The organism is Paenibacillus sp. N22P23 (assembly GCF_059383735.1).
This window is the reverse complement of sequence record NZ_JBXENT010000002.1, coordinates 530,999-557,998: the sequence shown is the minus strand read 5'-3', so window position 1 is coordinate 557,998 and position 27,000 is coordinate 530,999. Positions and strand designations below refer to the sequence as shown.

The window sequence follows — 27,000 nt, the reverse complement described above, 5'->3', positions numbered from 1 at the left end:
GATTAATCGGATGAGTAGGAAGTTTAGTAGAAGCATGGTAAGTGTCTTACTTGCATCAGCCATCTTCATCGGCACGTTCTCTCAAGGTTCACTGTCCGTGCATGCTGCTGAAGCAGCAACATCGAATCCAAGTTCCTTCGACAAAGTCAAGGAATCCGGAACACAACTTCTGTCTGACGATGAGTCTCATTCGTTCGAGAAGATTGGAACACGACTGGATATACCGGAACGTAAACCGGACATGACGCTTGAGGAGGCTATGAAAGCCGCAGGGGCGGGTTCGAAGGATGATCAAGACAGCTATAACTGGGTCATGGATTTTGCAAAGCAGCTTGAAACGCCTGTCGGTGTTCAAGGTTTCAAAGAAGGTTATGATGACAATCCGGATGCGATGGTATCGATTATCGTGCAGCTTGATACGATGCCAATAAGCACGTTGGAAGCATATAACAAGATTGCCGCAGTACAAACGCAAGCAGATCCAAGCTCCGTTTCAACTTTCTCTGCACTTGAGCCTTCATCTCCGGAGACAGTTGTGCAACATTCCCACGCGGACTTCATGAGCGAGCTATCTCAATTGAGCGCTGGCAATAAGGGTACCAACGCTATGGGCAACCCGCAGCCGGGGCCTCAAATCAAGTTTTCGTATAGCGATCTTTTCAATGGAATGTCTATGACAGTGCCTGCGAAAATGGTGAAACTAATTGCTGGTTTGGATTCTGTATTCGCGGTTACGCCTAACTACGAAGTAAAGACGGATCCGATCGCATTCGATCAACTTGGCGGATACAGCGACTTTGCCGGCGGAGGCATGGCTGAGAGCCGTGATGCGCTTGGTATCGGCGCTCTTAACGATATGGGCCTTACCGGTGAAGGCGTTAAAGTTGCTGTCATCGATACCGGAGTGGACTACAATCACCCGGACTTGAAGGATGCATTTAACCCAGCAGACAGAGGGTATGACTTCGTTGATGGCGACAATGATCCCATGGAAGCTACATACGAGGATTGGGAAACAAAAGTGGATCACGATAAATTCCCTCTACTTAGACCTGACGATAATACACCCTATTACACGGAACATGGTACGCACGTATCAGGAACGATTGCGGGAAGAGGCGCGGCAGGAGCAGGCTTCTCTACGCTTGGCGTAGCCCCTAAGGCTGAGCTTCACGTTTACCGCGTACTAGGTCCTTACGGAAGCGGACAAATTGAAACGGTTCTGGCCGGCGTGGAACGCGCAAAGCAAGACCATATTCAAGTAGCGAATATGTCGCTTGGTTCGAACGAAGACGTTCCTTTTGACCCAGGCGTAATTACGGTGAATAACGCAGTGTTAAGCGGGATGACTGTATTAATTGCCGCGGGCAATGCAGGTCCCAATATTTATACGCTTGGCATGCCGGGAACGGCGTATCTTCCGATTACGGTTGCCGCGGGCAAGCTTGGCGGTAAAAGACTCGCTACCTATGATGCAGAGTTAACGAAAGATGAAACGTCTCATGGCGCAAAGCTTAATCTCTTGGTAATGGGACAAGGAACGACAAATACGTTCTCTGCTGATTCAATCGATAACGCGAATTTGAATAAAGCAGACGGCAAAGGGTATGAATTTGTTTTAATTCCGGGAACGGGTAAAACGACGGATTTTGATGCCGCCGGCATTGAAGCCGGAAGCCTTGCCGGTAAAATCGCCGTCATTAAGCGCGGCGAAATCAGTTATATCGAGAAATATAATAATGCAATTGCTTTCGGCGCAAGTGCGCTCATTCTCATCAATAACAATCCAACTGAAGGCCATGTTACAAATACGCCTCTTAACACGGAGAAAATGGGCGGAATTCCGGTATTATCTTTTACTTATACGGAAGGGGCTGTATTGGAGACTTACGTTGCAGGTCTGGAAGGCGCTCCGAGTTATTTAAACCTGAGTAACTACAAGCAAGAAGATCAGCCAAACGAGCTTACCGACTTCAGCAGCCGCGGACCAGTTGCTCAAACCTACGGCATTAAACCGGATATCGTAGCTCCGGGTTACGAGATTATGTCCACCATTCCGGCGGACGTTGCGAATGAAGATCATAATTCAACGAATTATGAAGGTGCTTATACGCGTTTGAACGGTACGTCAATGGCAACGCCTCATATGGCAGGTATTGCTGCGCTCATGGTTCAGAAGGGCTGGGGGCCAAGCGAAATCAAAGCCAGATTAATGAACACGGCAAGAACCGATATGATTGAATCTGCTCCTTATAACGGAAGAAAGTACAGCGTTTTTGAAATCGGAGCAGGTTTTGTTGATCCGAGAAAAGCGATCGAAACCACCACTTTCATTACGGCACAGCACAGTGTTCCCCATGGTGCGATGGAAGGCGGAAATGTGGAGGAATACAGCTGGCTGCCGAATCAAACGATGGCTTCCTTAAGCTTCGGATACGTACATTTTGCTACCGGTGCTGCGTCGGATTCGAAAGTATACCCGATTACCATTCACAACCAATCGGACACGGAGAAGACGTATCTATTAACGCCTGATTACCACAATAACAGCCGATTCTCGCTCAGCTCTGAGGGCGTTGTGGAATTGGTGCAGGGCGATGGTACGGCTTTCACAGCTGTGACGGTTCCTGCTCATGGCGATGCGACCGTTACTGCGAAAATGCATTTCACAAACAATACTAAGCCTGGTTATTATGAAGGCGTGCTTCAAATTGCGAATGCAGCCGATCCAAACGAATCCTATGTGATGCCATTTGCCGGTTATATGGGCAACTCAGACGGCAAGCTGGATCCGGATAACACCTATCTGTTCAGACCGATTACGACGAATGACCCGTATACGGCTGCTTCTTCCTTTGGCAGTACGTCAACTATGGGACTGCAGTGGACCGGACCGGTTCAGAAAGTAGACCTGCTGGCTTATGAGGAGAATGCCGATCTGGCAGTCGACAAACCGCTCGGTATTATTAATGAGGCGGATACGTCTATAGCTGCTCCGGATGGATTCTACTTTTTGTACACCTTCTACCGCAGCTCCTTCTTTAAGTTCGATGCGAACGGTAATCCTGAGGATGAATATACACCAATTCCGGAAGGTGTTTATCGCATTGTAGCCACTTCCGTAGACGTAAATGGATTTACGAGTATGGTTGATATGGGCAAAAAGGTTATTTCCAATACTCGACCGGAGCTTACGATCAACGATTATGACGTTTCCGATCCATCTGATGTCATTGGTTACCCGATGGGCGCTAACAGCTTTACGATTACAGGCAATATCTACAGCGCAGGCGTGCAAAAGCTGGTTGACAATAACATTGGCTATGAGCTGTTTAAGGGGCCGGGCTTCCCTAAAGGCCGTCCTTTCTATCATGATTTCAGTGCATTGGTAGTTGGGGCTGAACAGATGCCGTATAGTATCGCTACCAATGCTGATAAATTTAAAATCGACAAAGACGGCAACTTTACCCTTACAGTCATTCCATCCGAGAAGAGCAAGACGGAAACGGATGAGCTGGAAGTGTATGCGATTGATATGTTCCTTCCGGACTATCACTACTACGCACCTGCCGATCTGTTCATGTCTTTCCGATATGGAAATACGAGAACAGAGACAATTAAGATCAAGTACAAGCAACTTCAGACGACGCCTGCTAACGATGGCGTGAACTTCACTTCGCTGTTCAACGACGTTAACAACGTTTATTTGGGCTCGTACGACCACGTAAACGCAGCTAATTTCTCTACCCATGAAGGTGCTCAGAAACCGGTTCTGTGGCAAGCGATGGGAAAAGAAGGAACAAGTCATAACGTGACATTCATGAGTAAATATGTGCTTGACGGAGCTGCGTTTGACTCAGCAAACAACTCGTATGCCAATTCAGCTATCAAAAACAAACTAGATACGCTATCCGGTAACTTTAACGCACTGGAAAATGGACTCATCCAGCATGATGTTACTGTAGTTACGGGTAAATACGATTCGGCGGGAGCGGCAGTAGGCAGCCCGGAAACGATTGCCAACCAAAGCTTCTACTTGCCATGGGGGAAGATGACGGGTACGGAGTCACTTGCTTTCTGGACAGCCAGGTCAGATACCACGGGAAGAATGAAAACGTTAGGCGGCAACAACTATACGCAGCAGAAGGCGTTCTTACGTAATTCCACAACGGCTTCGGTCAATTGGTGGTTGCGTACACCTTCCGTGACTGACGGCATGGCACGTTCGATCTTAGCTGCTGACGGAACGATTGCTGCGACGGACAGCGCAGTTGCGACCGTATATGGACTACGCCCGGAAATGACGGTGAATCCGGATGATATCGTATTCGCCGCCAAGGTCGTAACGGCTAATCCGACAAACGGTCAGATCGTTCAAAATGGCAATTATGCTGCAGGAACATCGAGTTCGGCTAATTATAAGCTGACAGTCCTGAATCCAAGCATCGGAACGATTTCCGCTGACTTTGCAGATCGGACGATCAATGACGGCGGTACGGTGAAGTTGAGCGGAATTACGCCAAGCGTGACCGGTGATAACTTTTCCATTAACTACAAGATTGTTGGAAATGATCCGAATAATGATGCGAAACGCGTAATCAAAAAGGCTGGTTCCATTGCAGCGGCAACTGACGGAACCATCGATTTCAAAACGGAAGATCTGCCAAGCGGTACATATGTCGCTAAAATGTGGCTGCAGAAGAATAATGCGACTTCTTCCAATGAAGCCGGAGAACTTCAGCAGGTGAAGATCGTCATTAATGACACAACCAAACCGACAGTAACTACAATTGATCCAATCGGACTTAATGTAGACCCTCGGAACAGCACCGTACTCGGCATTTATTTTGGTGAAAAAATGCAGGTCGGAGACGGATTTGGTTCGGCGGTAGACAACTTGAACATTGGTGGAACCGTAAAAGTAAACGGATCTACGTCATTCTATACTTCCTTCATTTGGGATGTGGCCCAAACAACGCTTCAGTTCGCCAACCCTAATGTAGTTGCAGGTACTGCCTATACGGTTGAGATTAGCGGTTTTAAAGATATTGCAGGCAATGTAATGGAGCCACAAACATTTACGTTTAAGACCAAAGAGCTTGATCAGCAGCCACCGAAGGTAAGCAACGTTGATCTTGCAGGAATGAATGTTGCTGCAACAGCAAATGCACTTGTAGTCGGATTCAACGAATTCATGCATAGCGATCTGGGAACGGTTACGATCGACAATGGAGCTACCCTAGGTTTTGTTGGATGGTTCTTAGCACATAAAGAAGCGAAGTACAACCTTGCCGGTTTGCAGCCCGGCCGAACGTATACCGTTACGATTGCAGGATTTAAAGATGAGGCTGGCAACGTTATGGCACCTGCTACGCACTTATTCACAACGGCAGCTGCTGCACCATCTGATACGACCTTGCCTTATGTATCAAGTGCAAATAGCGCCTCATGGTCAAGCTATCAATGGACACGAAGCAATCCGCTGACGATTAACTTGACACAGAATAAGAATGCAAGCAGCGATGCGATCACAGAAGCCAAATATCAAGTTACCTCTAGCTCGGATTATCCGACAGACGGAACTTGGACTGATCTCACAGCTGCAACAACACCTGTTGGTTTGGCAACGGAGGGCACATGGTACATCCACTGGAAGATTTCCGATGCAGCTCACAGCAACACCGGAACTTTCGGTCCATACCGTTTTGACAAAACGGCTCCTGTACTGACAACACCGGCTGCTGCAACAGCGGTATCTCCGGACGCGATTGCACTTTCTGCTGCTGCTGAGGACAGCCTTTCGGGCATTGCTTCTTACCAATGGCAGTATAAAGTAGACGGCTTATTCAGAGATGTAACAGGCGGTACAACACCGAACTTTACACAAACCGGCTTGATACCGAATACTGCGTACACCTATCAACTCATCGTGACGGATAAAGCGAATAACACGACAACTTCGGCTGTGCTTACCTCAACAACGAAGAAGGTTCCTGTTAATACGCCATACGTAACCGTCGATGTTGCGGACGCAGCATGGACGAAGAACGATGTTACCATTGCGATGACTGCGCATCAGAATGAGAATAATGACGCGATAACAGCAGCTAAATACCAAGTGAGCAATAGCCCGGTTGCACAAACGGATGGCGCATGGACTGACTTTACAAGTCTGAATGCAGCTAACACATCGGTTACATTAAGCACGGACGGCACATGGTATGTACACTGGAACGTTTCCGACGGCACGCTATCTAATAGCGGAACGTTCGGACCGTACAAAGTAGATAAGACTGCTCCTGGAATCTCGACATCAGCAGCTGCAAAAGCCATCTCTCCAAACGCGATTGAGCTTTCAGTTGCTGCCGAAGACAGCTTTTCCGGTGTTGCAACTTATCAGTGGCAAACAATGGTAGACGGCGTATTCACAGACATTGCTGATGCAACGACTGCGAATTTCACGCATAACGGATTGAGTGCCAATACGCAATACAACTATCAAGTCATCGTTACGGACACGGCAGGCAACGTTACAACTGCGCTTGCTTCGGCTAAAACGCAAGAAAACCCTGTTATTGTTAATCCTCCGGTTACACCTGCTACCGATGTAGTAGAAGTACTGCAGAACGGTGTTGCTGTGAAGCTGACGAAGGATGCGGATGGTCTAGCTACGCTCACTTATGCTGCTTCTGATTATGCGAAGCTGTCCCAGAAGGGCGAGGCAATCGTGCTTGATCTGAAGAATGAGCAGAAAGTAGACATCGTTATTCCTGCAGCTGCACTTGGCACCTCTGAATTAACGATTAAGACGGGCTTTGGAACAAGTACAATTAGCTCTGAGCTTCTGAAATCGCTGGCAAGCAACGGCCAAACGGTTACAATTTCGATTAGAAAAGGAAGCTTCATTGTAGAACTGCAAGTGGACGGACACAAAGCAAACCTTGAAGGCAACACGAAGCCTTTCGCGATTGCTTTGCCGTACCAGTTGAAATCGAATGAATCGGCAAACGGCGTTGTTGCCGCTGTTAAAGTGAATGGCAAATACAAACCGATGACTTTAAGTTCGTTCAACAACGGCTTTGTAAACCTGACGACTGTAAATACCGGCGAATATGACGTGATTTACAACGCGAAGCATTTTGCAGACGTTGCAGGACACTGGTCAGCGGGTTATGTTGATTTTGTTTCCGCAAGGGATATTTTCTTAGGTGAAGCGAACGATAAGTTCAGCCCTAACGGCAAAATGACAAGAGCGATGTTTGCTGCAGCACTTGCTCGCGTAGATGGAGTAGATGTAAGCAAGTTTACAGATTCTCGTTTCAGCGATGTGAGTGTAAGCGCATGGTACGCTCCATTCGTTGAGTGGGCAGCTGCCAACGCCATCATCAAAGGCACCGGCGACAATGAATTTGAGCCAAACCAATTTATTACTCGTGAAGAAATGGCTGTCATGATGAGCAACTACTCGGCTTACAAGAAATACAGCTTGCAATCGGCTTCCGAAGACGCTGCATTCTCTGATCAAGCTCAAATTAGCACTTGGGCGGTTGACGCAGTGAAGGAAATCCGTCAAGCCGGCATTATCAAAGGCAAAGGCAATAACGTATTCGATCCGCAAGGGTTGGCTACAAGAGGAGAAGCTTCGGCGATCTTCACCTTGTTTATACAGGCAATCATGAAATAAGTCGAATTGTAAAATAACCGTCCCCCGGTACTCAACCGGGGGACGGTTATTTATTTTTGTATATTTATGAGCTCCAGTAAAAAGGAGATGGAGGCGTCATACTGATAAATTCATTGAAGAATAAACAGGATTCCAGCATTATGAATATAAGCTAGTTAGCCAGAAGTATCTAATAAGAAAAGGTGGCAAATGAATGAATGCTGCAGATAAGCTGCTGATTAATGAAACAATCATAAGTGTCACCGATTATGGCGCTAAGCCGGACTCCGGTGAAGATGCGGTTGTGGCCGTGCGCCTAGCACTGGAGGCTGCATCGCTGCCGAGTGGCAACGTTGTACTAGATTTCCCCAAAGGGCGATATGAGTTTCATATGGAGTTAGCGGCCAAGGTACCCTATTATATTTCGAATACGGCCAGTGAAGAAGAGAATGCGGATGTTATCAAAACGATCGGTATGCTGTTTAAGGGACTTCGAAACATCACAGTGGAGGGGAATGGCTCGCTCTTTATCTTCCATGGCAGGCAAACGATGCTTGTATTGGACAGCTGTGAGAACATAGCGCTGCGCAACTTCCATCTCGATGCCGAGCATCCGACGATGGCGGAAATGACTGTCGAATGTATCGGTAATGACTATTTGGAAGTCCGCATTCATCCGGCCTCGCATTATGAGATCGTGGACGGGAAATTGTATTTTACTGGTCCGGACTGGCGCTTTCATGATGGCCATATGCAGGAGTTTGATTCGGAAACCAATGCGACATGGCGAACAAACAATTATATAGCGTTGGCTATACATGTGGAAGAGTTGGAGAGAAACCGGTTGCGGCTGTATTTTAACCAAGTTCCGTCAACGTTTCCCGGACGTGTATGGCAAGTACGCGATGGCTTACGTGATCAAGTAGGATCGCTAGTCCTCAAGAGTCGCAATATCATATGGAATAATGTCGGTATGCACTATATGCATGGTCTCGGTATCGTTAATCAATACTCGGAACATTTGACGTTTGAGAAGGTGGAAATATCGCCACGGCTGGAAACAGGGCGCAGCGCAGCTGCGTTTGCCGATTGTATTCATCTTTCGGGATGTAAGGGGAAAATAAGGATTGCGGATAGTCGATTTATGGGCTCCCATGATGATGCCATTAATGTTCATGGGACACATCTGCGTATCATGGGGAGACCGGCTCCTGATCAGCTAATCGTTCGGTTTATGCATTCGCAAACGTATGGCATGGAGGCTTTCTTTCCAGGAGATGAGATTGCCTTTGTTCAAGAGCACACGCTTACTGCTTATGCCTACAATAAAGTGGTTTCAGCTGTCAGCTTAGATCCAAGAGAAATTTTACTCACTTTGGAGAATCCTGCTCCGATCGAGATAGATTCGAAAGATGTCATTGAGAACCTAACATGGAACCCTGAGGTTGAAATTGTAAATAACAATTTTGCAAGAATCCCAACTCGAGGCGTACTCGTATCCACACGCGGGAAAGTGCATATCGCGGATAATACGTTTGAGCGCATGCAAATGAGCGGCATTCTTATCGCAGACGACGGCGGGAGTTGGTACGAATCCGGTCCGGTGCAGGATGTAACGATTCGGGGGAATCGGTTTATCGAGTGTGGCGGCCGTGAACATCCTGTTATTTATATCGTCCCGGAGAATAAGGTGATCGATGCAGAGCACCCCGTCCATCGCAATATTGTCATTGAGAAGAACGTTTTTCACACGCAAGATGCGATTGTTCTTCATGCGAAGAGCACGAGAGCGTTAGTGTTCAAGGAGAATGAGATTATTCAGTCTGAAGATACGACGGAAGAAACCTCTAATCCCCTAGATGAGCATGTTATTTCCTTACTTGGCTGCAGTGATGTGGTGATTACCGATAACCATTTCCACGGAGATAGATTACGTCGGCAGGTAAGTCTAGAGCATATGGGCGCTGAACATGTATCTGTTACGCCGGAGCAGAAGTTGGATGTTGTTGTTAAGGGGCAGGAGACATGAAGACGAGGGATCGGGCGGCTCGCCACAGATGGCAAAATCGAGCTCGAGAATATGGCTTGCGCCAGAGCTCTTGGACTCTATCTGGTTGGAATACTCTAACGAACCGTACGGCGCTTATTTGCCCATTATTAGCCCCGAAAAAATTCTAACGAACCGTAGGGGCTCTATTTGACGGTTTTTGAGGTTGTGGGAGCCAATTATCCCCCAATAAGGCCTCTACGGTTCGTTAGATTTTCGAAGCCCAGAAATTCAGCCCAATAAGGCCTCTACGGTTCGTTAGATTTTCGCGGCATGCAAGATGAGGCGTACGAGGAGAGTTGCTTAATCGAATTGGATGACGATTCGGAGCAAGTCCTGAATCATTAGGCGAAGCTCATCCGAGCTCTTAGCAACCGTTTTAAAGCCGCGTAATGCACTTATTAGAAGATGCGCCAATCTCGCAGGAGTAATACTTCTTGAAGTGGTAACGTTCTTCTCCAGCAAGGCGGCCAATATGGTTTCTAATTTCCCATAGCTTGTGTCAAGCGCCTGCCTTGCGAACTGGTAAGAGCTGTCCGTTATTTCCTTATGTTCAGGCGAGTGCAATGAATCGTCAAAATTACGGACCGCCCATACATCAATGGCGAATAATATTTTTTCTTCCGTCGTTGAATGAGTAGACAACCCTTCCTTGATCTCCTCTATGAGGAGGTCGCCGTGGTAAACAATCGCGGCGTTAAACATTTCCTCCTTGTTCTTGAAGTATAAATAGAGACCTGCGCGTGAAATGCCCGCTGCCTCCGCAATTTCGTTCATCGATACCCGCTTGTAGCCGTACTTAAAGAATACCTCTAACGCCGTCACAACAATATGCAGCTTCTTTTTGTCGTCCATATTTCCATTTTATACATTTTACATGATTTGTCCAATTGTGTAGTATAGACACATAGACATTTTATGATTATTGTCTAATACACTTTTAAAGGAGCAAACAACATATGACGACTGAACAAAAACCGTTACATTCGGGATTCGGTCCCGAAACGACCGCTCTAGAGGTGCTGGCTGGACATGACCTCAGCGGAAAGGTGGCAATTGTAACAGGCGGACATGGAGGCATCGGTTTGGAAACAACGCGTGCGCTTGCAAATGCAGGTGCCACTGTCATAGTCGGTGCCCGTGATGTGAATAAAGCACATGAAGTTCTTGCTCCTTTGAATAATGTCGAGGTCATCAAGCTCGATCTTGCGAATCCCTCCTCAATAGACGAGTTCATCTCGGTATTCCGTAGTTCCGATCGTGCGCTCGATCTTCTGATTCTAAACGCAGGTGTTTGCTTTCCTACAATGATTCATGACGACCGTGGTTTCGATACCCATTTCGCTACGAATTCGCTTGGACATTTTCAACTAACTGTGGGCTTATGGGAAGCGCTGAAACAATCTGGGAACGCTCGCGTTGTCTCTTATTCGTCCGTTGGCCATATGACTGGACCGATCGATTTCGACGATCTGCATTCCACCAAGAGGCCGTACAACAAGTTTGTGTCCTACGGCGAATCGAAGATCGCATGCTCGTTGTTTGCTATTGAGCTGGATAAACGAGGCCGTGAGCACGGAGTGCGTGCATTTGCGGTTCATCCCGGCGCCATTCTGTCGGGTTTATCCCGAAACATGAGCAATGAGGAGTTGGCTGCTTGGGGTGTGAGACGGAACGAAGACGGCACATATACATCCTCAGGAGGCTTCAAAACCGCCGAGCAAGGCGCCGCCACAGCCGTATGGTGCGCAGTCAGTCCAATGCTGAACGGCAAAGGAGGCGTCTATTGTGAGGATGGCGATATTGCAGAGGTTGTACCGGCAGACAGCCAACTCCATCATGGAGTCCGTCCGTTTGCCATTGATCCGGTGTCGGCTGAGAAGCTTTGGACAATCAGCGAGGAACTCCTGCACATTCCACACGGGATGATTCCTAACAGTCGTGATTAATTTATCTTAGGAATTATTTATAACTTAGAAAGACGAAGAGAATACTAAAGATGAAACCAAAGCCGGCATGACGCTTCTGCGTTACAATTCGAGAACAACCTTGCCAGGTCAATGACGAGTCTTCCGAAGTATTTTTGTAAATAATAAATCGGCCTTAGTCCTGAATTTCATTGGACTGAGGCCGATTTTTGATTGATAGCGTACATTTATTTTTTAAACAAGCGTTCAATATACTTGCCCAATCTGGCATTGATCTCGGAGAGAACCACAAATCTCATCAATGAAAACTTATGTTCATAGCCACGACAAATAAATCTATAATGCATGGCATCATCGATACGATCTTCCTCAATGACTTTGATCTTATGCTCTCGTAATTCTCTCCTCACTGTGACCAAATCCGCATGGATCACATCCAGTAATGCATTTGCTGAAGCCATGTATAAGCCTTTGAGGGAATGTTTCGTACGCTCGATTTCTTGACGGTTCTTCTCGATGACACTCATTAAGATGGGCAGCAGGACAGACTCTCGGACAAGCTTCAAGGTTTCTTGAGATAATTGCTGCGCCGGTGTTTTATTCGTACTAGTCTGCTCATTGTACTGTTCTCGGTGTTCCGGTGATACAAACTTCGTTTCCCAGCGCCCATTTCCAGACAGAAACTTGCTCATTTGTAGTGCCCTCCAATCTTCTGAGCTCGCTCGCGCGCCTGACCTGTTTCAAGTAATGAAGAGGCGCTTAATATAGCAGCCTCGCCGTAGCGGTCTTTGATCATGTCCTTTGCTGCTGCCAGGTTGTGTTGGCGCGGCAAGTCCTCAAATAAATCGAGTTGGTAAACGCTGTTGTCGCTTAACTGTGACAGATCAACGGCAAGATGCGTCAGTGGATTGCCGTCCCAGTACTTCATGAACAAGCTATGTGCGGTCTTAATAATCTGATGTTCTAAACAGCTCGGATCGTCCAATGTAGTTTGACGGCTGAAACCGCTGGAAGAAACGCCGTTCGTCGTACCTGCACTGACTGTAATGGTTCGACCTTGATAGTTATAATGCCGGCTCGTTCGGCATACCTCGATGACCAGCTCCAGCAGCAAAGGCTCGATGTCCTCTAAAGACTGATACCTCTTCCAAGGCAGCGCTCGACCTCTGGTGACTGACTTTGGCGTGCCAAAGGCTTTCGTAACTACAGGACTTGGATCTATGCCTCTTGCTGTCTGCCAGTAGTAGGTTGCTTTAATGTCGCTTTGTTTCCCCATTCGGATGCGCATGCGCTGCTTGATTTCATGCAGCTCAAGCTTGGCGAGATCGCCGATCGTATAGATACCCATTCGAGCAAAGTGAGTCGTCATTCTACCGGCAACCATGAACATTCTATCTATGGTCAGCGGCCATAAATCGGAGCTGATATTGTCGTTCGATAACGTGAAGATGCCGTCAGGATGCTTCTTGGCGAAATTATCCGTTGCCATCTTAGCAAGTATCTTGGTCGGGCCAATGCCTACGCGGGTCCATACGCCGGTAGAGAGAAGCACGCTGGTCTGCATTTGATGGGCAATCTCAAGTGGTGAGCCAAACAAGTTCATCGAACCTGTGATATCGATAAATTGCTCGTCAATGCTGAAGGGTTCGACCAAGTCAGTGAATTCTTTATAAATCTGCGAAATGAGAAGCGAAACCGTGATATACATCTGCATCCGAGGACGTATGACAACGACTTGAGGACACTTGTTAACGGCCTCACCTAAACGCATAGCCGTAGACACACCTTGAGCCTTAGCGATGGGACATGCAGCCAGGACGATACCGCTGCGCCGATCAGGGTCTGCCGCAACCACGACGGGCTTATCTGCATATTGCGTGTGCGTTGCCTTCTCCACACTGGCATAGAAGCTTTGACAATCCGCGAGCATGATTACGCGATCTTTACCCCGCATGTCGGATCACCGGGTCCATGGCTAAGATGCTTTCAAGTTTAAACATCCGCGGAGCATTAGATTTCAGGCAAGTGGCTCGCACATAAATCTCATCGACTGACTTGATATAGATGCTGCGTTTCGTTATTGCTCCGTCTTTGGCTTCGTATATAATTACGACAGTCTTGCCGACATACTTACGGAGTGTTGTAGTTGGCATTAATGTCACCTCGATTACGAACATTTGTTCTTATAATATATACGAATATGCGTTCGTTATGCAATGGGTGAACGATAATGGAGAATTTTACAAATGCGATTTACGATTTCACAAATTCATAGTCTGTTTTCATCAAGGACAATAATGCCCTCGTAAGGAGAAGATTACCTCATAGAAACTCTATTTCAACACTCGTATGATAAGACTAGTCCACAAAGTAGCAATACGTTTTTTTGCACGTTTTCGTGAAAGCGCTAACATATTGTCGATTGTTGACGAATGCGCTTTACAAGATTGGACATATGGAATCGTAGAGGTGATGCGGTAGCGAGCGAAAAGGGAAAAGTGTTGTCAGGCCACACCTAAACTACATTAGATAGGGAGGAAATTTTAGAATGATAAAAAGACGGTTATTAGCCTATTTGCTTGTGACAGCGATGCTGCTTTCTTTGCTTTCTCCACCTAAGTCAGTCAGTGCGGCATGGGGAGATGCCGTACAGCTTTTGACCGTAAATGCAGGTGTAGATGGTAATACGGCGACAGCAACCAATGCGCCGGACGGACAGACAGCGTGGAGTTTAAACACCGGAACCTCTAAGGGCGGTGGTCCTTGGGATAACCTATTCACGCCGAGCGTGGCGCCTCTAAAGGATTTATCAGCTTATAGAGACGGCTACTTCGTTTTCGAGATGTACATTCCCAATGTGAGCTTTAAAAATATGCAAGGAAATAATTGGCTCGTCATCGTAAGCGACAGTAACCCCTCTGGGGACAAGTTTAATACCGATTCTCGCCTTCAACTGAATATAAGCGGGGTCACAAGTGCAGCGGTGGGCACATGGGCGACGGTCTATACGAAGTTATCGTCGACAAGCACCGTAGCCGGGAATTTCAATGACGCTTGGCTAGACAAAGTAACCAGACTGGCCATGCATCTGCAATGGGATACCAGCGTCCCTAGCACCCCCGTTTTCATTAAAAACCCGCGTTTCCAGAAAAGTACGTTAGGCGTTCCGCTTTCACCGTCATCGGTTCCCACATTTGACGCAGCAACTCGAACAGTAACTGCGAACGCACCGGCTAGCGGGCAAGCCGTGGAATTTGCAATAAGCGAAGACGGGAACGCTCCCGCATCCGGATGGGTGGATGGAATTAACAACGGTAACGTTTATACTTATCAATTTGCCACATTACCTTCAGCAGACACCTATTATGTATTCGCGCGCACGAAAGCAGACAGCAGTTACAACTTCATCGGCGCATCAACAAGAACCACCGTAACGACCATTGACGAACAAACATTGGTAGATACAGTGGCGTCGTCCCTGACATGGGATACGATTAAAGGCAGTAATACGCTGGATAGCGATGTGAAATCTCCACTCAGTCTCTCGACAGCAATAGGAACGACGAACGTAGCATGGTCTTCGGACAATGCGGCAATAAGCAACACCGGAATCGTAGATCGTTTATCTAATAGAGGAGTAGACAAAACCGTAGTGCTCACGGCGACAATAACCAAGGGTGCCGTAAGTGCTGCGAAAGCGATAACTGTGACGGTGAAAGCTGTGCCGGCGGCGGTCAACGCTCGGACTGCGACGTATTTCCCTAATACAAATGAGGGAGCGAATGCAGTTGCGCCGGACGGAAATAACGCGTTTAAGCTGGGCGCTGGAAGAATCGGCGCAGGCGCTGAACGGATTTGGGATGCCCGCTTTATTACTAGCAGCGGCAATCAGGATTTATTAGGTTACGCGAATCAGTATTTTGTGTTTGATATGTATGTTACTCATGCGGACCTATTGAATTTTAATGGGAATAACTGGCTCGCCATAGCGGCTGGCGGCAACAATCTTGACACCAATTCGCGTCTTAACCTTAACGTTAGCGAAATGAGAAATGGACCTGTTAACGGATGGATTACGGTATCTGCGCAATTATCGGCGGCAAATTCTTCGAATGGTTTCAATCCCGTTAATCTGGACACGGTAGATGCCGGGAGATTGCAAATGCAATGGCCATCTGTGCCCCAAGGCGATATCTATATAAAGAACCCGCGCTTCCAGAGCACCCTGGATTCGCCGAAACCGATTCCCGCAGCTGTTGAGACAGCCGACAGCGTTACGTTATCGTCGTCTGCGCCGACTAACGGCCAGGCTGTGCAGTTCGCTATCAACACCACCGGCAGCGCTCCTGCAGAAGGCGATTGGATGACGGGTACGCTTCATGCAGGCGTATATTCTGCAACAATTGCAAAACCAACAGGCAACACCTATTATACGTTCGCACGCACGGCTCAAAGTACGCAGTATCCATTCGCAGGAACACATACTAGAGTTAAAGTGGAGCATATTGACGACAATCAAGCAGTAACGGACGCGGCGGCTCATCTGGCATGGGACACGATCAAGAATGCGAATGCGAATCAATCCGGCGTAAGAACGGCGTTAACGCTACCGACAACGGGGGCGAACGATACGGTTATCGCATGGTCGGCAGATCCGGAAGGTATCATAGATACCGCAACGGGCAACGTCACCCGCGACCCTGAAGAAGACAAAGCCGTAACCCTTACGGCGAGAATAAGCAAAGGTAGCGCAACGCCTGTTCAGGTACCTTTGGCTTTGACAGTAGCCAGCACGGCTAACGAGCTTGCCGAAGTGTTCATTGACTTCAACGACTCCGGCTCATTTGTTCAATCGGGCAACAAGCTTCAAGGCAATGGCATAGGCATCAGCCTCGAGGGAGACAGTGTAGCGGTGGATAGAGTAACTCAAAGCGCTGTAGACGCCGTAAAGGTTGGCGACTTTATTTACGTTATTGTAGACGACGATCGACTTGAGCAGGTAAACAAGGTCGAACTAGCGGTCACCTACTGGAGACCGAGCGCAACCGGCGGTATTTCTTTGCACTATAACACCATCTATCCTGGCAGTTTCTCCGGATTTGATGCCTATAGATCGGCCAGCATTCCGGCGACTGGAAGCGGCAGCGCTTGGGTCACTTCCAAGGTTGTGCTTAACGGAGCAAACTTTGCAACAGGCGCGCAAAATCAAGGCGCGCACCTTCGTTTCGCTACGGCGGGAGCAATCATTCAGAGCATACGAATAACCGAAATTCCGCCAACGGACGCAGAAGCGGTACAACTTGCTTCGGACGCGCTCAATTGGGATGCGATCAAGGGTACAAATACGAGACAAGATCTGGTTGAAACGGATTTGACACTTGCTGCGGCGGGTTCGACGAGAACGAACATTGTATGGACATCCACGAATAACACGGTAATTAGCAGCAACACCGGCGCGGTAGCACGTCAAGAGAACAATGAAGCCGTAACCCTCACGGCGACAATAAGCAAAGGTACGGCAGCACCGGTTGTTAAAACCTTTACTATCGTCGTTCGCGGAACGGGTATCGGTACCGATGAGAATGCAGTAAGTCTTATGATCAACAAACTGACATGGGATTCTATCAAAGGCGTGAATGCTGATCAGACTAATGTGTCGACGAACCTCGTTCTTCCGTCGATGGGCGAGAATATGACGGATATTACATGGACGACGTCCGACGCTACTCGCATAACCGCTGCAGGCGCGATCCCGACGAACCGTCCGGACGGCGGCGGTACCGTAACGCTCAAGGCGACGGTTACAAGAGGCCCGGCAGCCGCTCCCGTATCCCAGACTAAATCGTTCGTGTTGACGGTTCCGGAAAGATACGATTATGCAAGCTACATGAGAACGGCAATCGCGCAGGAACACGATGCAAAAGATTGGGCGATATCGGACTATAACGTCCTAGCTTTCGGTGCGAAAACAGAAGCAATGGCAGGAGCGGAACACTTAGTGAACGTCGATAACCGAGAGGCCTTCCAAGCGGCGATCGACGCGGCATATAATGACGGCGGCGGCGTAGTCTATATTCCGGCGGGAACCTATGCGTTCCGTACGGAAACGACCGGCACGGTTAGCGTTCAAAGCGCGAACGGCAATACGACCTACGAATATAAACAAGTTTTGAATTTGCGGGCGGGCGTACAGCTCCGCGGCGAATGGGATAATCCGGATGCGGATCATTACGACGGTAAAATCGACGGAACCATACTCGCGGTATATGCCGGCAGGGGTACCGCCAATTATGACACGTATGTGGATTCCGACGAGCGTGAAAATCAAACAGGCGGGAAAAAGGTAGCCAACGTGTCCGATAGATTTATCGACATGGAGCAAGGCACAGGCGTAACGAACCTTTCAGTCTGGTACCCCGAACAGGATCTTACTGCTGCAACCGTAGTCGAAGTGAGAGGCGATGACGGTCAGAAGACAGGGGAAACGGAGACGATTCATGGCATTCCGTATCCGTGGACGTTCTATCAAAGAACCGGAAACAGCGTGACGCTGGATAACGTGACACTCGTCAACTCTTGGGGAGGATTCATCTCCCTGCCCAGCGAAATGCATTATGTGCTGAACAGCAATATAACGGCTCTCTACAAGGGCATCGTCATTCACACCTGTACGGACATCGGGCGTATCGAGAACGTCGACATCGACCCGAAATACTGGGCGAATTCAGGACTTGTCGGCGCACCGGATCTTGCGAATGTGAAAGCCTATACAAGAGAGAACGCTACCGGATTTATGATGCATCGCTCGGACTGGGAATATTTATCCGGTCTGCGCGTTTCTGGGTATAAGACGGGGATGTGGGTCGGAAGAGAACCAGGCGGCAACGAATCTCCGAACGCGCAGTTCTACGGGGTAACGACAGAAGACTGTCAAACAGGCATCTATATTGACAGCGTTAACGGTTTCGGGCTGCTGATCTCGAGTTCGGAATTCGGAGGCGACACCGCAGCCTACTTCAACGAGCGTTTCGACACTTCCGTTCAATTCAACGGAGTTGCATTCAAGGGTCCGATTGTAAGCAACGCCAGAGGCGGAGTGATCTCCTTCGAGGATAGTTCATTCGACGAATATGACGATTACGCGCTGAACTTCCTTAATCGAGGCAACGCCTTGGTCAGTCAGAGCAACTTCAAACAGGCGGACAAACATGCACATCTCGGAGCAAACTTCGGATCGTTCAAATCGGTGAACTCCGGTTATAACCTTAACATCGAGAGCGCTAACCTTGCCGATCACATCAGCGACCTTAATCTTGACGTTAAGGCTGACGGCAATAACACTACGGTTCAAATCGTTAAAGACGTTGATTATCTGTTTGAACCTATTCCGAAAGACATAAAAACAGATATTGACGTACATCCGAGACCGGCATCGAACGCAGTGCTTAGACTTGACCTCCCGCGCTCGTTAACAGGCAACGCGCCGACCGTGGACATATCCGCAAAACTGCAGGGTGCTCTTGACTATATTAAAGCTCATCACGGAGGCGGCACGGTCTATTTACCAGGCGGAAGATATAGACTGGATAATCCCGTAATCGTTCCAGAAGGCGTAGAAGTCAGAGGAACATGGGACGTACAACACCATACGCAAGGCGGCGGCACGGCGATATTCACTACTTACACAGGCGGCGATGAGGGAGAAAACGGAGCTTCTCTTATTCAGCTTATGGTTAACGCAGGTCTCAGAGGACTTAACATTACGCAAGCGAATATCACCAGCGTCAACCTCAACAATCCTGATCAAACGATTAAAACGCCGTTCTTGGTACAAGGACAAGGCACAGGCGTATATGCCATCAACTTAACGATCCCGATCGGGGATAAAGGCATAGACCTGGCTTCCTATCGTACCGACGGTCACTATGTAGATTATTTAGGCGGTACGCTCTTGAGAGCGGGCATCTGGGTCGGAGGAGGCTCGGAAGGCGGATTCATCAGAAATATGCAACTCAATCCGCATTACGCATTGAGACTTCCGGGAGGTCAAGGCTATACGGCGCCTTCCGGCGATGTGTACGGATTCGTGCAAAGATACCTCAGCGCGCTCAAGTTTTCCGACGTGGAAGACGAGACGATTTTCAACAATTTCGTTTACGGTTCGGTTTACGGCGTACACTTCCTGAAGAGAGACTTGGGGAACGGCGAATATGCGTACCCTGGAAAATTGACGATGATCGGTCACGGCTCGGATGGCTGCGCGTATTCTTTGTATGTGGAAGACGCGGACGAACACACCAAAATCATCGCGATCAACTCGGAATTGGTTAATACGAACATCGCGACGGAGCCGGACAGAGCGTATGTCAGAATGGGCGAGGAACCTAACACCGCAAAAATTCACCCCGACGCTGAACTTGTTCTGTACAACAGCGCGTTCTGGGGAAGCCCGAGCATCGCAGGCGCGGTAGTCAATAACGGTATCGTTCGTTTCCAGCAAGCAAACTTCACTCAGCTGCCCGGTAACAATCCGGGTATAGACGTCCACGGCGGAAAAGCGAAAGTATACTCCTCTTACTTCCAGCCGTCAAAGGACGGTCAGAATAATAATGTGTATGCCATGCTGCGAGACGGAGGCACGTCGATAGAACTTAGCAACAATTATTACGCATCCGGTTTGAGAAACAGCACCCCAGCCGACAACCCGTATGGCATTTACGGCTCGGATTTATTGGCGGAACCGTTTGTGTTTAACTTCATCCAAAACGGAGATCAGAAACAATTCAACTTCAAGTATAATGTCAGAGGGAAAGCCTCCGCGCCTGGGACATTGACGATGGTTTCCCCGGCTGCTTATGCCGAAGAATTCACTCCTATCCCATTCAACGCCCTTGCGGCAGGCGAATCCGTAACCGTAGATTTACCGTTGTATGTTGCAGGTCTGATCACGTTCAAGCTTCAACTCGAAGACGGAAACGAATACGCCTATACGGTGAAATTCGATGCGGCTTACGCTGAAAAGGCAAGCTCCGCCAATGCGGAAAATCCGGCCAAGAGCGCCGCGACTCCGGCATTCGTAATGGACACCAAAGATTATGTAACGGCGGGAACGTGGGATGGTCCGCAAGATCTCGGCGCAGAATCGCGTTTCGCATGGGACGGCGACAATTTATACGCGTACATTGTCGTTACGGACGACGTGCACTTCAATAGCCAGACGGGCGGGAATATATGGAGAGAGGATAATTTGCAGCTAGGCGTTGATTTACGCAATCCTGTAACCGACAGCACTACGCGGAATGAATTGGGATTCACGCTGAGCAATGATAACGAAGTGATCCAATGGGTTTGGACTCGTCCTTCAGGCGGCAATGCGCCGACTGCTCCGATTACGGATATCGTCGCAAAGATTACGCGAGACGAAGAGACTAAAACGACGATTTACGATTTAAAAATTCCGTTTAATACGCTCTATCGTAATCCTGCATCGGAGCTCGCGGACGGAAGAATCGGAGTATCGATCATGTTCAATGAATCCGACGGCTCGGATGAATCCGACGGCTCCAGAGGCACATTCGAAGTTGCAAGCGGACAATTAAAGAACTCAGAGATATTTACGGATTTATTTCTGTTAAGCGATGGCGACTACAATGAAAGGCTGGAAGCATCGGCAACGGCTGCCGTTTCAGAGGCTCTCGAGTCTGGATCAGCTGCCGATATCGCTATGGCTCACAACTTTGTTACTATTATGGCAGACGGCAGAGTCAAGTCAGAGTTAATGGCATTAATTGCGCCTCCCGCCACTGTTATCAGCGCGACGCCAACGGCTTACGTAGAAAAACTCAAAGGTAATCGAAATAACTTGATTATCATGGTTAGGGAAAAATATTCCGACGGTTCGTTTATTGACATCCAAAAAACGTTCTCTATCGCAAATAACTCGAAAGGTACGTATGAAGTAGGCGAATATAAAGTCTATGTCGACACAAAAGGAAACACGCAAATCCGTGAAATCTATATTGTGTCTCCAAAGCCGAGCCCGAGCCTGAGTTAAACCAATCTAAGGCAACGGAATGTAGAGAAGAAGCCAGGGGCGCTCCCTGGCTTCTTCTTTTGAGGTATATGCTTGTTTCGCATGATTGTTGTATCATGAATTGAGGTGATTCATCCGGAATGGTAATCAAATCGATTCAGACCAATTATCATAGCTACCTAAGCGGGATTAAGGGCGATATTGACCCGATCATTAAAGCAATGAGAAACCAAAACGGGGAGAACTGGCGCGGCAAAGCTTGGAAAGGGCCGATGACAACGGTTAGCGGTTATTTCAAGCACGCTAAACTTGTCAAAGGCCTCTCCTGGACCACGCTGCCCATAATCGGACCTATAGCGGCTGGAATTACAGCTGGGAACTACGCGCAGTGGCCGCTCTGGATCGGTTTGACCGGAGCCTTGGTGCTTATTTTCGTCATCTACTATTTGCTCGTCCAAGCCTATATCAATAAGATGGCATCAATCGGACAACCGGAGTTTCATGTGGAAGCATTCAAAGCAAAGCGTCCACGGGAGTATGAACTGGTTTGGGCTCCTTTTGTTAAGAAAGACGACTTTACCTTCGATGGCTTATATACGCTTGTCAATGCCGTATTCAGCCAGAATGATCAAGATCCCTCCAGCGTCGCTTATGTCGTAGCTTACTCCCAGAGTCAGCATGACTTTATGCAAACCAGCATTGCTGAGTTAAAGTCTACGATTACCGAGCAGGAAGCGGCAATCGCTACGCTGAAAGATGATTTGGTAGAGTCTGATAGCGCGGTTTACACGTTGACTAAGGTTCTTAAGGCCGTAACGGAGAATCAATATCGCTACGTGAATGACGCGCTCGCATTTACCGATCTGGATTTCGTATCCGGCTTTTCTTTGTACCGCATGGAAGGAAATACGCTTAAACTGATAATGGACAAGGGAACCACGGGTAAGAAAAGAGACCTTGATTTGGATAGCGACCATGACGTTGCTGCTGTAGCCGCAGCTAGAGATCAGATGGGACAAGCCTACTCCAATAATCCGTATCCGGGAAGGCATGTCGTTGCATTTCGCATGGACATGCTGGAAGAGGAAACGTGGGTGTGGTGTTTTCACTTTGATGATGATGATGAGCGTGCCTTGTCTCTGATTTTGGATAATGATATTATAGAGTCAAGACAGATTCGTAGAGTTATCCATGCGTTTTGTCTCACGATTCAGAAACGAATGCTTACTCAGAAGGAGGTTGACTTGGATGCCGGAGCCCAATAATGTTGTTGCTGGTCCTATTCGAGTGGTAAAGGATGTTTCTCAACAAACGATCATCCAGAAGCGCCGTGAACAGCGTGAACAGCTGCTGAAGCGAATCGGTCAGCTGACTTCCACGACAGAGCAAACCATCGAACGTCTGTATCAATTAACCCGATAATCTTAAAGCCTATTGGTAGATACCAAGAGGCTTTTTCTGTTTAATAGACGGTTTCCTTGGCAACACTAGCTACTATTCTCTCATGAAGGGTGAATAGTATGAGTAAAAAGAAGATTGTGCCATTTTGTCCGAAGCCCGTTCCTGTCAAAGACCGAACCCAAGAAGAAATATTGGATAATCGCCGGGCTAATCGAGAGGCCGTACTCGAGAAATTAAGACGGAAAACGAAGTAGAATCATAAAATCACCATTCCGGTGATCGTAGAAAGTCCTGATGGTCCATTGGTGGATTGTCAGGACTTTGTTATGGAATAGAATATTGTGCCATCAATAATTTGGAAATTAAGTTAGTTTCCTTCCACTCACAACATAGACGATGAATACGCCTATCGGTATAATGAGAAGTAATGTATGAATGCGGTTACATTAAGGGATTCCCTATGAATGCGTGCAAACTTCCTTATAAAGGAATGATGGTACTTTGACCCGTACATGGCTGCGAAAGATGATATGGTCCTACCTCCCGATATTCTTCATCATGTTCTCCTTTCTCTTCTTCGTTTTCTTCCAGACGCTCGTCGAGCAGAGTAATCGCAATACCAAAGAATCCAGTAAAGTGTTCGCAGGTCAGCTGCTCCAAACCGTTGATGTCAGCTTAAAGACGCTGGATACGATGATGATCCGCGAGCTGGTATCCAGCAAGCTGCTGAACGATTTCTTCCTGGAGAACGGCAGCGACAACATATTTCTGAACTATCAGGTTGTGAATCGGATGCTGCAATTACAGCACGAAATGTCGATCATCGACTCCTATTATTTGGTCCGATATAAGGACGGCATCGTCTTCAGCGGGGTGACAACCAAGTTGAACGAATTTGAAGACATCGCCTTTATTCGCAGCCAGCGGTACAGCAAGGAGAGTAATTCCTCAGCTTGGAGTTCGATTCGGCCTTATCGTGAGCTGGTCGCCCAGAAGCCCAAGAATGTCATCAGTCTCGTACACAAGGTCTCCGTCGGCAGCGGCGCGGATGGGCTTGTTGTCGTAAATGTCAGTGCCGCATCGCTGCGGAACATTATCAAAGAGATGTACGATCCGAAGCAAGCGTTCGTCCAGTTGTACGATCACGATGGGGAGCCGCTGTTTAAGAAGGATGAGGCGCTCGAAACCGGGAAGGTACTGGCAAGCCTGACATCGCCGTATTCCGGCTGGACGGTTGAGAGCGGCATCGTGAACGGGAAAATCGTGTCCGTCATGTCGAACCTCTCGAGCATTTGGCTCGTACTGGGATTGATCATTTTCCTGGCTGGCAGCGTCTCAATTGTGTACATCACGCGCAAAAGCTATAAGCCGATCGAAGAGCTCGTCTTCCGCATTCAGGATCAATTCGGATCAGGGAAGCCGACGCTCGGAAGGCTCGCGGTGGATGAGTTTACGTTCATCGAGACGGCGATTAACAACTTTGCCGAGCAGACCAAACTGTTTCGCAAAGAAGCCGAAGCATCGGCTGCCCGAAAGCAGAAAGCCACCTTCAGGGAGCTGCTGCAGGTTGAGCGAGGCACGCAGGCGGAAGCCGGTGATCTGTCCGCGCTGCCGCAGCATGATAAGCAGCGGGTATTCGTTATTGAAATTGATCATCCGGAGCAAGTGTTCAATCAATATAAAAGCCGCGACCAATCTCTGTTCAAATTCGTCATTAGCAGTGCGGCCCATGAATTATACACCCAGCATGATATTCCGATCTGGCTGGAGTGGACAACTCCGCTGCAAATGACAGGCATTCTGTTCATTCCGGACACTTCTAACGAAAAGGCAGAGTCGATCTGCGAGCATATAACCACGTGGATTCATCAGCATCTAGCCTTCTCGGTGACCATCGGTCTTGGGGAGGCGGCCGCTGAAGGGGCGGGAGCTTCCAATAAACAAGCACTGGAGGCACTGACGTTCAAGGCTGCGCTTGGTCACAATCGGGTCATCTACTACAGCGAAACGCAGCAGGGAGCGACGGCGAAAGAAACCAACAAACATTTGCAGGCGATTCATCGATTAATCCAGCAATTTCGCCTGCACGAAGAGAGCTGGAGGGAAAGTTTCGACGCCATGTTTAGCGGCATGCGATGCTGCTGTCTGCCCAAGAGTGAGATCGACGAGCTTTGCCGCTATTTTGTCGCACATATGGATCTTCAACTCTCTCAAGCTTCGAAGGATTATTATGAGGTTTGGATGTCCGAGTCCGCGGTGTCCTTGCGCCAAATCATAGACGAGTTCGATACGCTTGACGAGCTGCAAAGCCTGTTCAGCGTGACGCTGCAATCTTTCGCTGACAAGATGGGGCAAATGTACACCGGTCGTCTGCATCATCAGCTTCTGCAAAACATCCGAGTTTACATCGGACAACACTACGCCAATCCGGATTTATCGCTCGAATACCTCGGAGATAAATTCGGTATCAGCGCCAAATATATCAGCCAGCTCTTTAAAGAAGAGTTCGGCGAGAACTTCCTCGATTACTTGTCCCAGCTGCGCATTGCCGAAGCGAAGAAACGGCTGCTCGAGGAGCGGGATTCCATTCAGGAAGTCGGCGAGCACGTCGGTTACTTGAATGCGGCAACGTTCCGGCGAGTCTTTCGTAAAGTGGAAGGCATATCACCAGTCGATTTCCGTAAGCGCCATGCGATGTAAACGATAGAGGCCGCTCTCGAGCAGAAGCATTGCTCGTGGGCGGCCTCTATTGTTGTTCATAGGCTGAAATCGGAAAGTTGAGCGCTTGCGGAAAGTTGAGCGATCAAGGGCGGAAAGCCAGTAACGGCGCGGCTTTGGAAAAATGAACATCAGGTGGATTAGTGGTTGTTGCGGGCCTTGCCTTGCGTCCTATATCGTAAAAAGCAATCAAGGCCAACACTTCAATAGGGGATGTGATGAGACAACATGCCTTCATCGACAGGGGTCATCGAAAGGAAGAAATCGGAAGTTCGTGTCAGCGGCACCTCGCTCCTGCTGAGGGATCGGGGCAAACGTGTGAAGCGGCATTGGCAGCTCTATCTGCTTGTTCTGCTGCCGCTCGCATATTTGTTTATTTTCAAATATATCCCCATGTACGGTGCTCAAATCGCCTTTCGGGATTTCAGCCCGGTACGAGGCTTTCTCGGAAGCGAATGGGTCGGCTTAACGAATTTCAACACCTTCTTCAAATCGCCGAACTTCTGGTTGCTGATCAAGAACACGCTTGTGATCAGCATTTACTCGCTGCTGATCGGGTTTCCCGCGCCGATTATATTGGCCCTTGCACTAAATGAGGTGCGAAGCATGCGTTTCAAACGAATCGTGCAAATGGTGACGTTCGCGCCGTATTTCATCTCGACGATTGTCATGGTTTCCATGATCATTCTGTTCCTGTCGCCCAGACTCGGTTTTATCGATCATTTTCTGAGTGTTTTTGGCATGGAAGCCATGAACTTCATGGGTATCCCCAGCTACTTCAGCAGTATCTTCGTATGGTCGAACGTGTGGCAGGGCATCGGATACGGCGCGGTTATTTATTTGGCGGCTTTAGCCGGCATTAATACCGATTTGTACGAAGCGGCCCGAGTGGATGGAGCTTCGCGTATCCAGAAGGTATGGCATATCGATATACCCGGCATCATGCCTGCGGCGATCATTTTGCTCATACTGAATGTCGGGCAGATCATGAACGTGGGCTTTGAGAAAATTTACTTAATGCAAAACCCGCTTAATACGAGCACCTCGGAGGTTATCTCGACCTACGTGTATAAGATTGGTTTGCTTGGCGCGAACTTCAGTTTCTCAGCCGCCGTCGATTTATTCAATTCGGTCATCAATCTCATTCTGCTGCTAAGCGTCAACTATTTCGCAAGACGCATATCAGACAGCAGTTTATGGTAGGAGGCGT

Annotated in this window: 12 protein-coding genes; 8 read left to right on the top strand and 4 right to left on the bottom strand. The window is 48.3% G+C overall.

Going from position 1 to position 27,000, the window contains the following annotated elements; translation table 11 throughout:
• The first annotated feature begins 10 nt into the window (after nucleotides 1-10).
• Nucleotides 11-7,684 carry a S8 family serine peptidase gene (locus tag AC506A_RS13160; protein WP_495461445.1) on the top strand — a complete coding sequence of 2,558 codons (7,674 nt, stop codon included), beginning with the start codon at nucleotides 11-13 and terminating at the stop codon, nucleotides 7,682-7,684.
• A gap of 193 nt (nucleotides 7,685-7,877) precedes the next feature.
• Nucleotides 7,878-9,692, top strand: coding sequence for a right-handed parallel beta-helix repeat-containing protein (locus AC506A_RS13155; protein ID WP_495461444.1), 1,815 nt, complete (start codon nucleotides 7,878-7,880; stop codon nucleotides 9,690-9,692).
• A 321-nt stretch (nucleotides 9,693-10,013) separates the two neighbouring features.
• Here AC506A_RS13155 and AC506A_RS13150 read toward each other — a convergent pair whose 3' ends face one another.
• Nucleotides 10,014-10,565 carry a TetR/AcrR family transcriptional regulator gene (locus AC506A_RS13150; protein ID WP_495461443.1) on the bottom strand — a complete coding sequence of 184 codons (552 nt, stop codon included), beginning with the start codon at nucleotides 10,563-10,565 and terminating at the stop codon, nucleotides 10,014-10,016.
• 104 nt (nucleotides 10,566-10,669) lie between these two features.
• Between AC506A_RS13150 and AC506A_RS13145 the strand changes: the two genes are divergently transcribed.
• Nucleotides 10,670-11,659 carry an SDR family NAD(P)-dependent oxidoreductase gene (locus tag AC506A_RS13145; protein WP_495461442.1) on the top strand — a complete coding sequence of 330 codons (990 nt, stop codon included), beginning with the start codon at nucleotides 10,670-10,672 and terminating at the stop codon, nucleotides 11,657-11,659.
• Nucleotides 11,660-11,865: 206 nt separating this feature from the next.
• Here AC506A_RS13145 and AC506A_RS13140 read toward each other — a convergent pair whose 3' ends face one another.
• From AC506A_RS13140 to AC506A_RS13130, 3 genes are read right to left on the bottom strand one after another with little or no spacing between them, the layout of a single operon-like run.
• Nucleotides 11,866-12,330: a YhjD family protein gene (locus AC506A_RS13140; RefSeq protein WP_495461441.1), complete on the bottom strand. Its 465-nt coding sequence runs from the start codon at nucleotides 12,328-12,330 to the stop codon at nucleotides 11,866-11,868.
• On the bottom strand, nucleotides 12,327-13,592 hold the full coding sequence (locus AC506A_RS13135; RefSeq protein WP_495461440.1) for a DNA polymerase IV: 1,266 nt from the start codon (nucleotides 13,590-13,592) through the stop codon (nucleotides 12,327-12,329). The genes AC506A_RS13140 and AC506A_RS13135 overlap by 4 nt, the downstream gene beginning before the upstream one ends.
• On the bottom strand, nucleotides 13,582-13,791 hold the full coding sequence (locus AC506A_RS13130) for a hypothetical protein (RefSeq protein WP_495461439.1): 210 nt from the start codon (nucleotides 13,789-13,791) through the stop codon (nucleotides 13,582-13,584). The genes AC506A_RS13135 and AC506A_RS13130 overlap by 11 nt, the downstream gene beginning before the upstream one ends.
• A 395-nt stretch (nucleotides 13,792-14,186) precedes the next feature.
• Between AC506A_RS13130 and AC506A_RS13125 the strand changes: the two genes are divergently transcribed.
• The 5 genes from AC506A_RS13125 (at nucleotide 14,187) to AC506A_RS13105 (ending at nucleotide 26,993) form a co-directional block, all read left to right on the top strand.
• Entirely contained in the window at nucleotides 14,187-21,692 is a 7,506-nt protein-coding gene (locus tag AC506A_RS13125; protein WP_495461438.1) for an immunoglobulin-like domain-containing protein, read from the top strand.
• Nucleotides 21,693-21,811: 119 nt separating this feature from the next.
• Nucleotides 21,812-22,936: a hypothetical protein gene (locus tag AC506A_RS13120; protein ID WP_495461437.1), complete on the top strand. Its 1,125-nt coding sequence runs from the start codon at nucleotides 21,812-21,814 to the stop codon at nucleotides 22,934-22,936.
• Nucleotides 22,920-23,093 (top strand): hypothetical protein, encoded by a 174-nt coding sequence (locus AC506A_RS13115; RefSeq protein WP_495461436.1) that lies wholly within the window; start codon nucleotides 22,920-22,922, stop codon nucleotides 23,091-23,093. The genes AC506A_RS13120 and AC506A_RS13115 overlap by 17 nt, the downstream gene beginning before the upstream one ends.
• Nucleotides 23,094-23,573: 480 nt before the next feature.
• Nucleotides 23,574-25,772 carry a helix-turn-helix domain-containing protein gene (locus AC506A_RS13110; protein WP_495461435.1) on the top strand — a complete coding sequence of 733 codons (2,199 nt, stop codon included), beginning with the start codon at nucleotides 23,574-23,576 and terminating at the stop codon, nucleotides 25,770-25,772.
• A 246-nt stretch (nucleotides 25,773-26,018) separates the two neighbouring features.
• Nucleotides 26,019-26,993, top strand: a complete 975-nt coding sequence (locus tag AC506A_RS13105) for an ABC transporter permease (RefSeq protein WP_495461434.1) — start codon at nucleotides 26,019-26,021, stop codon at nucleotides 26,991-26,993.
• Nucleotides 26,994-27,000: the final 7 nt, after the last annotated feature.

What these genes read in the sequence shown, in the direction of transcription:
- AC506A_RS13160 (WP_495461445.1), top strand. Translation starts at nt 11, where the DNA reads ATGAGTAGGAAGTTTAGTAGAAGCATGGTAAGTGTCTTACTTGCATCA.
- AC506A_RS13155 (WP_495461444.1), top strand. Translation starts at nt 7,878, where the DNA reads ATGAATGCTGCAGATAAGCTGCTGATTAATGAAACAATCATAAGTGTC.
- AC506A_RS13150 (WP_495461443.1), bottom strand. Translation starts at nt 10,565, where the DNA reads ATGGACGACAAAAAGAAGCTGCATATTGTTGTGACGGCGTTAGAGGTA.
- AC506A_RS13145 (WP_495461442.1), top strand. Translation starts at nt 10,670, where the DNA reads ATGACGACTGAACAAAAACCGTTACATTCGGGATTCGGTCCCGAAACG.
- AC506A_RS13140 (WP_495461441.1), bottom strand. Translation starts at nt 12,330, where the DNA reads ATGAGCAAGTTTCTGTCTGGAAATGGGCGCTGGGAAACGAAGTTTGTA.
- AC506A_RS13135 (WP_495461440.1), bottom strand. Translation starts at nt 13,592, where the DNA reads ATGCGGGGTAAAGATCGCGTAATCATGCTCGCGGATTGTCAAAGCTTC.
- AC506A_RS13130 (WP_495461439.1), bottom strand. Translation starts at nt 13,791, where the DNA reads ATGCCAACTACAACACTCCGTAAGTATGTCGGCAAGACTGTCGTAATT.
- AC506A_RS13125 (WP_495461438.1), top strand. Translation starts at nt 14,187, where the DNA reads ATGATAAAAAGACGGTTATTAGCCTATTTGCTTGTGACAGCGATGCTG.
- AC506A_RS13120 (WP_495461437.1), top strand. Translation starts at nt 21,812, where the DNA reads ATGGTAATCAAATCGATTCAGACCAATTATCATAGCTACCTAAGCGGG.
- AC506A_RS13115 (WP_495461436.1), top strand. Translation starts at nt 22,920, where the DNA reads ATGCCGGAGCCCAATAATGTTGTTGCTGGTCCTATTCGAGTGGTAAAG.
- AC506A_RS13105 (WP_495461434.1), top strand. Translation starts at nt 26,019, where the DNA reads ATGCCTTCATCGACAGGGGTCATCGAAAGGAAGAAATCGGAAGTTCGT.